The organism is Candidatus Amarobacter glycogenicus (genome assembly GCF_016704105.1).
Lineage (GTDB): Bacteria > Chloroflexota > Dehalococcoidia > Tepidiformales > Tepidiformaceae > Amarobacter > Amarobacter glycogenicus.
Genome location: NZ_JADJAT010000006.1, coordinates 118,369 through 130,353 on the forward strand (window position 1 = coordinate 118,369; position 11,985 = coordinate 130,353).

An 11,985-nucleotide genomic window follows, 5' to 3' on the forward strand; every position below is an offset into this window, starting at 1 on the left:
GCCGGTCAGCTTACCGTGCGCAGGGCATCGACCGCCGACTCAGCCGCGGAGATCAGCGGTGTCGGGATGAGCCCGAAGACCAGCACTCCAAGCGTCGCCGCGCCGAGAGCGACCGCGATCGAAGGGGACGTGGAAATCGTCTTCTCGTCTTCGGCCTCGCCGAGGAACATCTGGCGCGCAACCGAAAGGTAGTAGAAGCCGGAGACGACGCTGTTGAGTACGCCGATCACGACGAGCCAGAGGAGGTCGGCACGGACGCCCGCGTTGAAGATGTAGATCTTCGCCCAGAACCCCGCTGTTGGTGGGATTCCCGTGAGCGACACCAGGCAGAAGGCGAGCCCGACGGTGAGGAGCGGCGAGCGCTTCCACATCCCGGCGTAATCGCGGATCTGGTCGCTGCCGATCTTCTGCGAAATGGCGATGATCGCGACAAACGCGCCGAGGTTCGTGAAGGCGTAGGAAGCGGTGAAAAGCAAGATGCCGCTGCCGCCGAGGTCGAAGCGCTCGCCCGGGACGGAAATCGCGGCAAGGCCGATGAGGAAGGTGCCGGCCTGGGCGACCGACGAATACCCGAGCATGCGCTTGATGTCGGTCTGCACCACCGCCATCAGGTTCCCGAGCGTCATCGAGACGGCGGCGATGATGGCGAAGATCATCGACCAGTCGTCGCTCAGGAAGTCGGCGCCGAGGCCTTCGAAGAAGATGCGCGTAACGACGGCGAAGGCCGCCGCTTTCGAGCCGACGGAGAGGAAGGCAGCCACCGGCGTGGGCGCCCCCTGGTAGACGTCGGGCACCCACATCTGGAAGGGGACTACGGCCATCTTGAAGCCGAAGCCTGCGATGAGGAGGACCATGGCGAGCACGAGCAGGGCACGGTACTGTTCGCCATTTGCCTGCAGGCTCGCCGATATCTCGCTCAGCATAGTCGTGCCGGTCACGCCGTAGAGCAGGGCCATGCCGTAGAGCAGCATCGCGGAAGCAATCGCACCGAGGAGGAGGTACTTCAACCCGGCCTCGCTCGATCGCTTGTCCTTGCCCCAGCCCGCCAGGATGTACTGGGGGATGGAGGACAGTTCGAGGGCGAGGAAGATCGTGATCAAGTCGCGCGCGGCGGAAAGGAACATGAGTCCTGCGCAGGTGGTGAGCAGCAGTGCGTAGTACTCGCCCTGGCCGCGGCCTTCGCGGTTCACCCAGTCGATCGACGCGAGGACGACCGTGGCGCCAATGCCGGCGAAGAGAAAGTAGAAAAAGACTGCGTACTCATCCAGCGAGAGCGTGCCGCCGAACACGTCCTTCTGCGGGAAGCTATCCCGGCTTACCCAGGAGAGTGTCCAGAGCGCGGAGAGCGTGAGGCCGAGCAGGGCGATGAACGGGAGGTGGCGGCGGTGCCCGGGCATGAGGCCGTCGACGAGCAGCACAATACCCGCGGTCGCGAGGACCGAGAACTGGGGACCTACGAGGTCGATTCCGTTCACGATTCCACCCTTAGCATGATCGAGTCAATCGCTGGCTCGAGCATATCCATCATGATCGCCGGGTAGACCCCCAGCAGGATAACGAGCGCAACGAGGCCGACAACGACGGTGTGTTCCCACCAGTGGTGGGCGTCGGTGACGCCGTCCCAGTCGTGTTTCACGGGACCGAAGACAACTCGCTGCAGCGTCCAGAGCACATATCCAGCGGAGAGTACGACGCCGAGGATCGATGCGAGCACCGCCCACTCGAACTTCTCGAATGCGCCGAGGAAGACCGTCACTTCGGCGATGAAGCCGGCCATAGCGGGCAGGCCAAGGCTCCCGAACCCGGCGAAAACCAGTCCGGTCGTAATCAGTGGCATCTGCCGGGCGAGACCGCCGAGGCGGGCGATTTCGCGGGTGTGCGTGCGTTCGTACATCAACCCGACCATCACGAACATGAGCCCCGTGATAAGGCCGTGGGCGAGCATCTGGTAGGCCGCGCCCGTAAGTCCGGTATCGCCGAGCGCACCGATGCCAAGGAGGACGAGCCCCATATGGCTAACGGAAGAGTAGGCGATGAGTCGCTTCACATCTGTCTGGCGGAGGGTGATGAACGCCCCGTAAAGCACGCTGAAGGCGCCAATAGCGGCGAACCAAACATCCCATTCGGCGGCCTGGTCGGGCAGCATCGTCACGCACATGCGGATGAGGCCGTATCCGCCCATCTTCAGCAGGACCCCCGCGAGCATGACTGAGACGGCCGTGGGAGCGTCGCCGTGGGCATCCGGCAGCCAGGTATGGAGGGGCACGATCGGGAGCTTCACGGCAAACCCGATGAAGAGGAAGAAGAAGACCCAGCCGAGGGGAATGAGCGGGTCGGCGATGCGGCCCTCCTCACTCAACAGGCGTATATCGAAGGTGTCACCAGCGAAGGCGAGGGTCAGGATGCCGACGAGCATGAAAGCCGAGCCGGCGATCGTGTAGAGGACGAACTTGGTAGCGGAATACTCTTTGCGGCCCGATCCCCAGACGGCGATGAGCAAGAACATCGGGAAGAGTTCGAGTTCCCAGAAGAGGAAGAACAGGAGGAAATCGAGCGAAACGAAGACGCCCACCACCGAACTGACCAGCAGCATGAGGCAGGCGAAGTAGGCGCGCGGCCGCTTCGTGATGCTGAACGAGACGAGGACCGAGGCGACGGAAAGACAGGTTGTCAGCAAGACCAGTGGCATGCTGAGCCCGTCTACGCCGAGCGCGTAGCGAAGTTCGAACTGGTCGATGGTGACCCACTTCTTGTCGACCACCATCTGGTAGCCCGAGGCGTTGAGGTCGAAGGCGAAGAACATCTGGACCGAAAGCGCGAGCATGGCGACCGTCGCGGTGAGGGCAAGCCACTTCGCGTTTTGTTCCATCGACCGGGGGAGCACCATGATGGCAGCGGCCGCCGCCGCGGGTAGGAAGACGAGGATAGTCAGTTCCATGGCGCCCTCCTACAGCGGGTTCGCCGCGTAAACCGCGACGACGATGACGAGGATTCCGGCCACGATACCAAGGCCGTAGCCCTGCACCTGCCCGGTTTGGATGACTCTTAGCCGCGAACTGGCCTCCCGGGCCAGGCGGCCGGACCCGTTGACGATCCCGTCGACCACGTACTTGTCGTTGGCCTGCAGGAGGCGGTTCCAGCCACCCTGCATGATGCGGGTCACGAAGAGGTCTTCGTAGAGCCGGTCGAGGTAGTACTTGTTTTCGAAGATGATTGCGAAGGGCGCGAAGGTCGCGCGGATCGACTCCGAGGTGACCCACTTCTTCATGTAGATGGCGTACGCGGCGCCGATGCCGGCAAGGGCGACGACGGACGAACTGATGGCGATGCCAATTTCGAAGGTGCTATGGCCTTCGTGGGGAAGCTCGGGGAGCGCAGCTTCGATGAAGTCCTTGAACATGTGGTCGTATGCGAGCCAGCCAGCGGCCACTGCCGGGATGGCGAGCAGCACCAGCGGTAGCGTCATCACCCACGGGGACTCGTGCGGGTGGCCCGGGTCGCCGTGGAAGTGGGAGTCCTCGTCGTGGTGGTCGACCGGCTCGCCGCCTTTGTACGTCCCGAAGAAGGTGAGGAAGATGGCCCGGAACATGTAGAACGCCGTCATGAAGGCGACGCAGAGGCCGATCACCCAGAGCGCCCGGTTCTCGCGCCAGGCATCCAGCAGGATTTCGTCCTTGGACCAGAAGCCTGCCAGCGGGAAGATGCCGGCGAGGCTGAGTGAGCCGATCAGGAACGTCCAGAAGGTGATGGGCATGAACTCCTTCAGGCCGCCCATCTTCCGCATGTCGAAAGTGTTCGTGCTGTGATTGACGGAACCGCTGCCGAGGAAGAGGAGTGCCTTGAAGAAGGCGTGCGTGAACAGGTGGAAGATGGCCGCGACATACCCGAGGAGGCCGAGAGCCATCATCATGTAGCCGAGCTGGCTGACGGTTGAATAGGCCATCACGCGTTTGAAGTCGGTCTGTACGAGAGCGATGGTCGCCGCGACGATGGCGGTGATGGCGCCGATCCAGGCGACGACGTCGCGGGCATCTCCGGAAGCCTCGAAGACGGGGAAGAAGCGGGCGACCAGGTAGACGCCCGCCGCGACCATGGTGGCCGCATGAATGAGAGCGGAGACGGGAGTCGGGCCTTCCATGGCATCGGGAAGCCAGACGTGCAACGGGAACTGTGCGGACTTGCCCGCGGCGCCGGCGAAGATGCCCAGGGCGAAGAGGGTGACGACCGTCGTTGTCGGGACGTTACCTTCGAGGTGACCGCCGGCCCAGTGCTGGATCTCGGCGATGTCGAAGGCTGCTTCGGGGACTTCCCGGAAGACCAGCAAGAGCGCCGCGAGCAAGCCGAGGTCGCCAATACGAGTGACGATGAACGCCTTCTTGGCGGCGGCGGCAGCGCTCGGCTTGTGGAACCAGAAGCCGATGAGCAGGTAGGAACAAAGGCCGACCAGCTCCCAGAAGATGAAGATCTGGAAGAGGTTGTCCGCGAGGACGAGCCCGAGCATGGAGAAGGTGAACAGGCACATGTGCGCGAAGTAGCGGCCTTCGCCGTGGTCGCCATCCATGTACCCCGTCGAATAAAGCTGGACGAGGAGTGAAACGGTGGTGACGACGACCAGCATGACCGCCGTCAGGCCATCGACGCGGACGCCGAGGTTCACTGTCAGTGACCCGGCGGTGAACCACTCATGGGTGTACTGGCGGATCCCACCATCGGCGTCCATGACATTGAAGAGGGTGTAGTAGCTGAGGAGACAGGCGGCACCGACCCCGGCGAGGGCGAGGTATCCCGCAATCGTCGGGAACTTGCGACCGTAGGCAGCAATGATTCCCCATGCGACCAGCGGAGCAATGAGGATTGCCCAGAGCAATGGCTCCCCGATGCTGGGCGTCCCTGCGGCGGCGTGGGCTTCTTCGGCGAGGAATGGCATCGGCTAGATCTTCCTCAGGATTTCGCGGGCGACGTGAGCCTTCCCGGTTGGTACGTAAAGGGTGCGCTCATCGCGCAGGGATGCCTTTTCGCCATAGCCGATAGGCGGGACGACGCGAACCGAGAGCCCCTCGGCGGCGAACAGCTCGCGCCAGGTCTCGGCCACGTAGGCGTTGCGCACGGTCATGAATTCAACCCACATCGAACGTCACGACCTCAACAGGTTCATCTGGTCGACATCGACCGTTTCGCGGTTCCGGTAAACCGAGACCGCCAGGGCAAGGGCTACCGAAGCTTCCGCAGCGGCAACCGTGATGATGAAGACGGCGAATGTCTGGCCGGTGATCGGCCGTTCGCTGATCGAGAAGCGCGAAAACGCGACGAGGGTCAGGTTCACGGCGTTCAGCATGAGCTCGACGCCCATGAGGACGCCGATTGCGTTGCGTTTGCTCAACGCGATCGCCAGGCCGATGGAGAACACCAGCGCGCTGACCGTCAGGAAGTGTTCGAGGCCGATGGTCATGCGAGTGCGTCCTCCGCTTCTTCCTCGGCCGAACGCGTCAGCATGATCGCGCCGACCAGGGCGGCGGTCAGCAAGACGCTGGCGATTTCGAAGGGCAGCACCCACGTTTCCAGGAGGGCGCGGCCCAGCGCGGCGGCCCCGAGGTCTGGCGCAACTTCGTTGGTCTGCCAGGCAGTGTCGTTCACGACGAAGAGGAAGACCGCTGCGATGCAGACGCCGAGCAGAATTGCCGGAGCGGCGAATTTCGTTTCGCCGTTGTCGCGGCCGGCACGGGGAGTGAGGAGCACCGCGAAGAGCACCAGCACGGCGATGGCGCCGACGTAAATGATGACCTGGGCCATCGCGATGAAGTCGGCGGAGAGCAGGACGAAGAAACCGGCGATGCCCACGAACGTGAGAATCAGGAACAGGACCGCGTGCAGCAGATTTCGCGAAACCATCACGCCGCCCGCCGCGACGAGGGTGATCGCCGAGAGCACGTAGAACGCAAAGACCACTCCGCCGCCTTCCATTACTGCTTGCCCTCACTGCCGATGGGGACGTAACCACCAGCGTTCTTGACCAGGCGGGGACGGGTGGGTGTCTCATCCGGGCGGTATCCCATGAAATGCGCCCAGGCGAACACGATCACGACGGCCAGCAGCACGTTCACCGCTGCGATCAGGTAGATAAGGCCCTTCGTGTAGTCCTGGTCGCTCCACCACATGCGCTCAGTGGTGACCACGAGGAGGTTGAAAATGGCAACTGGCAGGAGGAACTTCCAGGCAAACGCCATCAGCTGGTCCGCGCGGAGGCGCGGGAGCGTGCCACGGGTCCAGATGAAGAGGAAGTAGAAGAGGTGGGTCTTGCCGATGAAGATCATCCACGGCGGGACCCACTTCTCGAGTCCGAAGAACGTCCAGCCGCCGAGGAAGACCGTCGCCGCGAATGCGGAGGCGCCCAGTGCGTAACCGATGTCCATGCCGTAGAAGAGGCCCCACTTCATGCCCGAGTACTCCGTGAGGTACCCGGCCACGATCTCGGATTCGGCCTCGGCGATGTCGGTCGGTGTGCGGTTCAGTTCCGCGCTGACGCAGATGAAGTAGATGACGAAGGCGAGCGGGCTGACGAAGGCCACCCAGATCTTGAAGTCGTCTGCCCAGAGGACCATTCCCTGGAGGGAGAGCCCGTTGGAGCCCGGGTTACTGGTGATGACGACCGCGGCGAGGAGGGCCGTCACAAGAGGGACCTCGTAGCTGATTGCCATCGCGACGATGCGCATCGCACCAAAGAGGGAGTACTTGTTGTTGGCGCTCCAGCCGGCCATGAACATCGAGATAACCGGGAGCGACGTTATCGCCATGAAGTAGAGCAGGCTCACCGGCACGTCGGCAAAAACCATTCGCGGGCCAAAGGGGATGACGGCGAAGATGAGCACCGCCGGAGCGACGAAGAGGATCGGCGCGATGTACATCACCACGCGGTCCGATTTCGTCGGCGTAAGCGCTTCCTTTGTCAGGAGCTTGATAGCGTCGGCGATTGGCTGGAGGAGACCGAAGGGGCCGGCCCGGTTCGGGCCGTAGCGCGACTGCATCCGGCCGATGATCTTCCGTTCGCCGTATACGCCGACATAGAGCTGGGACGGGAGCACGAAGATGAGGAAGCTCGCGACGAAGCCGATGAGCGCCGCGAGCACGTAGACGACCCCGAAGGGAAGGATTTTGTCGGCGCCATCAAGGATGGCGTCGGTCAGGTTCGCGAGGTCGCGAAGGTCGTACCAGTTATCTGTAGCGAGGAAGATAGCGGCCATCAGCGGTCAATCTCCCCCACGACGATATCGATAGAGCCGAGGACGACGATGGCATCGGCGAGCGTGCCGCCAACCGTCATCTCCTTGAGTGCAGAGAGATTGATAAAGGATGGTGGGCGAATGTGGAAGCGGTAGGGCGAAGGCCCCTCATCGCTGACCAGGTAGTAGCCGAGTTCACCGCGCGGACTCTCGATGCGGGCGTAGGCCTCGCCTTTGGGCGGGCGAAGGGCCAGGGGGACCTGCGTCGAATGGGGGCCGGAGGGTAGTCCGTCGAGGGCCTGCTGGATGATCTTGAGGCTCTGGCGCATCTCTTCGAGGCGGACGATGAAGCGATCGAACGAGTCGCCCTGGTAGCCAATGGGAATATCGAAGTCGTACTGCTCGTACCCGCAGTAGGGGTCCGCCTTTCGCAGGTCCCAGGCGATGCCGCTGCCCCGGAGCATGGGCCCGGAGAGGCTGGAGTTGGTGGCCATCTCGGGAGAAAGGACGCCGATGCCGCGGGTGCGGCTGATGAAGATCTCGTTCCCCGAAAGGAGCGCTTCCATCTCTTCGAGGAAGGGCGGGAACTCCTGGAGGATCTTCCGGACCATGGGTTCGAACTCGGGCCGGAGGTCGAAGGCGACGCCGCCGATCCGCATGTAGTTGCAGGTGAGGCGGGCGCCGGAGGTGACTTCGAAGACGTCGAGGATCTTCTCGCGTTCCCGGAAACACCACATGACGGGTGTCTGCCAGGCGCCGGTGTCGTTGGCGAACGCGCCGACGGCCATGCAGTGGCTCGCGAGGCGCTGGAGTTCGGCCATGATCACGCGGATGGCGTCGCCACGGGCGGGAACGTGGATGCCGGCGAGCTTTTCGACGGCGAGCACGTAGCCCAGGTTGTTGGACATGCTGCTCAGATAATCGGTGCGGTCGGTGAACGGGATGTTCTGGGTGTAGGTGCGCTCCTCGGCGAGCTTCTCCATCGAGCGATGGAGGTAACCCATCACCATCTCCGCATCGAGGACTTTTTCGCCGTCCACGGTCGCCTTGATCCGGAACACACCGTGAGTAGATGGGTGCTGCGGCCCGATGTTGAGGATGAACGGCTCGGACTTGATGACTCCGGTCATTCGAGCACCCTCACCGGCGGTTCCTGGCGGCGGGCCATGCCGGCGAATTCGCCGAGACCGGGCTGGAGGCCACCGGGCATAGAGAGGAAATCTTTGCGCAGCGGCCAGCCGGGATAGCCTTCCCAGAGGAGGATGCGGGTGAGATTGGGGTGCCCCGCAAACTTGATGCCGAAGAGGTCGTACGTTTCGCTTTCCTGCATCCATGCCCCGTGGAAGACCGGCACGACACTGGGCACCTCGGGCTTCTCTCGGTCCCAAACTTCGACCTTGAAGAGCGCGATGTGGTTCTTCACGAACGACTGGATGTGGTAGACCACCTCAAGGTGGTCCCAGAAGTCGACCCCGCAGGTATTGGTGAGGTGAACCAGGTCTGCCTCGGGCGATGTCTTGAGCGCTTCCAGCGTGGCGACGAGGTGTTCAGCCTTGAGGTAGCAGGCTGTCCCGGTGGTCTTCGCAACAGAGCCGGGGACGGCGGCTTCGGCAAGGGCGGCGGCTTCGTCGCCGGTGAGTTGGCGGGTCACAGCTTCCACTCCAGCGCACGTTTTCGCCAGGCGTACACGCCGCCGATGACGAAAGTGCCGATAAAGAGGATGCCCTTGCCGTAGCCGGCCCAGCCCACCTGGTCGAACACGAGCGCCCATGGGAACAGGAAGACGAGTTCGACATCGAGAAGCACGAAGAGGAGAGCGATGTAGTAATACCGGAAGTTGAACTGGACGAGGCTCGGGCCCTCGGTACGGAGGCCGCACTCGTAGATATCGTCGCGGACCACGTCAGGCTTGCTGGTGGGGCGAATTCTTATGTACTGGAACGCCCACGACGTGACGAGCGCACCGAGCGGGAAGATCAGCGCGATGATGACGAGGATGCCGATGTGGCCGTATTCGTAAAGCACGCCGGGACCGTTTGTGAAATTCGTCCTAAAGGGACGGCGCTGACTATAGCACGGGGTTGTTGGCCGGACAAAAACTAACGGGGCGTACAACAAAACAGGCTCCCGCGGGGGGCGGGAGCCTGTCTGTTGGTTGAGGCCGTCTGCGGAAGACCCACTTGCGCCCCCAGGTGATCTCTTCCGCGGGCGGCCTCGTTACCGAGTATGTGGCCACGGCGGGTACCATTCGCCAACCGCGGGCAAGCCACCCGTAAAATGCCCGCAAATTCCTCGTGAATGTGAGCGACCAACGTGCCCCAACCCGTCATCGGCCTCATCGGCTGCGGTTTCATCGGCCGCTTCCATTCGCGCAACCTGCGCGGTTCGCTCCGTTCGGAGCTTGTCCCGGGAGAGTACGCCGCGGTCTGCGACCGGGAAGTCTCGCGCGCAGAGGCGTTCGCCGCGCTCACCGGGGCGAAGACGGTGACGAGCAACGCCGCCGCGGTCTTCGACCGCCCGGGCCTGAACTCCGTTTACATCTGCACGGAAACGGCCGAGCACCCCGCTCTCGTCCTCGAGGCGGCGCGGCGCGGCCTCAACGTCTTCTGTGAAAAACCGCTGGCGAAGTCGATCGACGAGGTCCGCGCGATGGTCGAGGCGGTCGAAAGCGCGGGCGTAGTCAACCAGGTTGGCCTGGTACTCCGTTACTCGCCGGTGTTCACCGTGCTAAAGGAGATGATGGAGGCGCCAGACCTCGGCCCGTTCCTCACAGCACACCTGCGCGATGACCAGTTCTTCCCGACCCGGGGGCACTATGCGAGCGCGTGGCGTGGTAGCTTCGAACGGGCCGGCGGCGGGACGCTCATCGAACATTCCATCCACGATGTCGACCTCTTTCGCTGGCTCTTCGGCGAGATCGAGGCGGTGCGCTGCCACACCCGCGTCACCTCCGGGCATGACCGTGTAGAGGATGTGGCGATGGCAACGTTCCAGCACGCCGGGGGGCACCAGACCTCGCTCACCTCTATCTGGCACCAGCTCGACGAGCGGCCTTCGACGCGACACCTCGAGGTGTTCTTCGAAGGCGGATACTTCGCTACCGACCACGACTTCATCGGATCCATCCGCTACCAGGGGCGCAGCGGAGACGTGAGAGTGCTGGACGCCGACGAGGTGTTCGACCGCTACTGCGCCATTGCGGGCCTGGCGGGTGAGGAAGCGAACCTCGCCCGGCTCGGGATGTACGAGGACCTGGCCTTCCTTCGCTGCGTCCACGAAGGCAGGCCCGCCTTCCCGGACTTCCGCACGGCGCTCCGAGCCCACGAGGTAGTCGACGCGTGCTATAGGAGCGCGCGGGGGGCCGGCGAGTTGAGTGTGGCAAACCTATAGCACGGGGCTATGGCTTGGGCCCGGGTTACTTTCCCCGCTGAATACCCGGGGGTAACATGCCGGTACTTACGCGCAGCGCGCGAACCGCGAAGGGACGCCCCCGCGCCCGAGGAGCAGACTCTTGCCGACCGATACCGTGAAGGACCTCTACACGATTGGGGAGGCCCCGCCGCTGGGACACGTCCCAGCGCGCATGTACGCCCAGGTCATCCGCCAGGCCCGTTTTGGCGAGCCAACCAGCTCATTCCAGCAGGAAGTCATCGAGACGCCCGAGATCGGGGCCGATGACGCGCTCGTGTATGTGATGGCCGCCGGTGTGAACTACAACAACGTCTGGGCAGGACTCGGCTCCCCGGTCGATGTCATCGGCGCACGACAGAAGCAGGGCGAACCCTGGGACCACCACATCGGCGGGTCGGACGCCTCGGGCATCGTCTGGCGGGTCGGCGACAACGTCACGAACGTGAAGGTCGGGGACGAGGTTGTCGTTCATTGCGGGTCGTGGGACATCCACGCACCGGAAGTCCTTTCAGGCGACGACCCTATGTTCAGTCCAAGCTTCAAGATCTGGGGCTACGAGACGACGTGGGGATCGTTCGCCCAGTTCACGAAGGTCCAGGCGCACCAGTGCCTGCCCAAGGCCCGGCACCTGAGCTGGGAAGCTGCGGCAGCGCCAACGCTGGTGGGCTCCACGGCCTACCGGATGCTCTTCGGCTGGGCGCCCCACAGTGTCCGCGAGAACGACGTGGTCCTCGTATGGGGCGGTGCGGGCGGCCTCGGATCGATGGCCATCCAGCTGGCGGCGAACGTGGGCGCGAAGCCCGTCGCTGTGATCTCCAACGACAACAAGATCGACTTCTGCAAGCGCCTCGGTGCGGTCGGTTGCATCAACCGCAAGGCGTTCGATCACTGGGGCCGGCTTCCGAACTGGGAAGACACAGAAGCGACCGGGAAGTTCACGGCCGGGGCGCGGGCCTTCGGCAAGGCCATCTGGGATGTGCTCGGAGAGCGCCGGAACCCCCGGATCGTCTTCGAGCACCCTGGCCAGGACACGGTGCCGACTTCACAGTTCGTCTGTGACACCGGCGGAATGATCGTCATCTGCGCGGGCACGACCGGATACAACGCCGATGTGGACTTGCGCTACCTGTGGATGCGGCAGAAGCGGCTCCAGGGCTCGCACTTCGCCAACGACACCCAGGCCAGCGCCTTCAACAACCTGGTCCTGGATGGCAAGATCGACCCCTGCCTTTCGCGCACATTCCGCTTCGACCAGACGGGGGACTGCCACCAGCTCATGTACGAGAACCGCCACCCGGACGGGAACATGGCGATCCTGGTGGGCGCGCCGCGAGAGGGCATGACGACCATCGAATAG

Annotated in this window: 12 protein-coding genes; 2 read left to right on the plus strand and 10 right to left on the minus strand. The window is 63.5% G+C overall.

The genetic code is table 11. From position 1 onward, the window contains the following. Positions 1-5: 5 nt before the first annotated feature. From IPG14_RS10015 to IPG14_RS10060, 10 genes are read right to left on the minus strand one after another with little or no spacing between them, the layout of a single operon-like run. A complete protein-coding gene (locus IPG14_RS10015; RefSeq protein WP_343391696.1) occupies positions 6-1,475 on the minus strand; it encodes an NADH-quinone oxidoreductase subunit N in 1,470 nt (489 codons plus the stop codon). Next, positions 1,472-2,938, minus strand: coding sequence for an NADH-quinone oxidoreductase subunit M (locus tag IPG14_RS10020; protein ID WP_343391697.1), 1,467 nt, complete (start codon positions 2,936-2,938; stop codon positions 1,472-1,474). The genes IPG14_RS10015 and IPG14_RS10020 overlap by 4 nt, the downstream gene beginning before the upstream one ends. Before the next feature lie 9 nt (positions 2,939-2,947). Next, positions 2,948-4,927 (minus strand): NADH-quinone oxidoreductase subunit L, encoded by a 1,980-nt coding sequence (gene nuoL, locus IPG14_RS10025; protein ID WP_343391698.1) that lies wholly within the window; start codon positions 4,925-4,927, stop codon positions 2,948-2,950. A 3-nt stretch (positions 4,928-4,930) separates the two neighbouring features. Continuing rightward, complete coding sequence (locus IPG14_RS10030) at positions 4,931-5,113, minus strand: hypothetical protein (protein WP_343391699.1); 183 nt, start codon at positions 5,111-5,113, stop codon at positions 4,931-4,933. A gap of 21 nt (positions 5,114-5,134) precedes the next feature. After that, the gene (nuoK, locus tag IPG14_RS10035; RefSeq protein ID WP_343388454.1) at positions 5,135-5,449 is read right to left on the minus strand and encodes an NADH-quinone oxidoreductase subunit NuoK; all 315 of its coding nucleotides are present in this window, start codon (positions 5,447-5,449) and stop codon (positions 5,135-5,137) included. After that, complete coding sequence (locus IPG14_RS10040; RefSeq protein WP_343388453.1) at positions 5,446-5,946, minus strand: NADH-quinone oxidoreductase subunit J; 501 nt, start codon at positions 5,944-5,946, stop codon at positions 5,446-5,448. The genes nuoK and IPG14_RS10040 overlap by 4 nt, the downstream gene beginning before the upstream one ends. A 14-nt stretch (positions 5,947-5,960) precedes the next feature. Next, the gene (gene nuoH, locus IPG14_RS10045; RefSeq protein ID WP_343388452.1) at positions 5,961-7,238 is read right to left on the minus strand and encodes an NADH-quinone oxidoreductase subunit NuoH; all 1,278 of its coding nucleotides are present in this window, start codon (positions 7,236-7,238) and stop codon (positions 5,961-5,963) included. Continuing rightward, positions 7,238-8,347: an NADH-quinone oxidoreductase subunit D gene (locus tag IPG14_RS10050; protein WP_343383918.1), complete on the minus strand. Its 1,110-nt coding sequence runs from the start codon at positions 8,345-8,347 to the stop codon at positions 7,238-7,240. The genes nuoH and IPG14_RS10050 overlap by 1 nt, the downstream gene beginning before the upstream one ends. After that, on the minus strand, positions 8,344-8,868 hold the full coding sequence (locus IPG14_RS10055) for an NADH-quinone oxidoreductase subunit C (RefSeq protein WP_343391700.1): 525 nt from the start codon (positions 8,866-8,868) through the stop codon (positions 8,344-8,346). The genes IPG14_RS10050 and IPG14_RS10055 overlap by 4 nt, the downstream gene beginning before the upstream one ends. After that, a complete protein-coding gene (locus IPG14_RS10060) occupies positions 8,865-9,242 on the minus strand; it encodes an NADH-quinone oxidoreductase subunit A (protein WP_343383916.1) in 378 nt (125 codons plus the stop codon). The genes IPG14_RS10055 and IPG14_RS10060 overlap by 4 nt, the downstream gene beginning before the upstream one ends. A 288-nt stretch (positions 9,243-9,530) precedes the next feature. Between IPG14_RS10060 and IPG14_RS10065 the strand changes: the two genes are divergently transcribed. Then, positions 9,531-10,607, plus strand: coding sequence for a Gfo/Idh/MocA family oxidoreductase (locus IPG14_RS10065; RefSeq protein ID WP_343391701.1), 1,077 nt, complete (start codon positions 9,531-9,533; stop codon positions 10,605-10,607). Between the two features lie 136 nt (positions 10,608-10,743). Next, positions 10,744-11,985 carry a crotonyl-CoA carboxylase/reductase gene (gene ccrA, locus IPG14_RS10070; RefSeq protein ID WP_343391741.1) on the plus strand — a complete coding sequence of 414 codons (1,242 nt, stop codon included), beginning with the start codon at positions 10,744-10,746 and terminating at the stop codon, positions 11,983-11,985.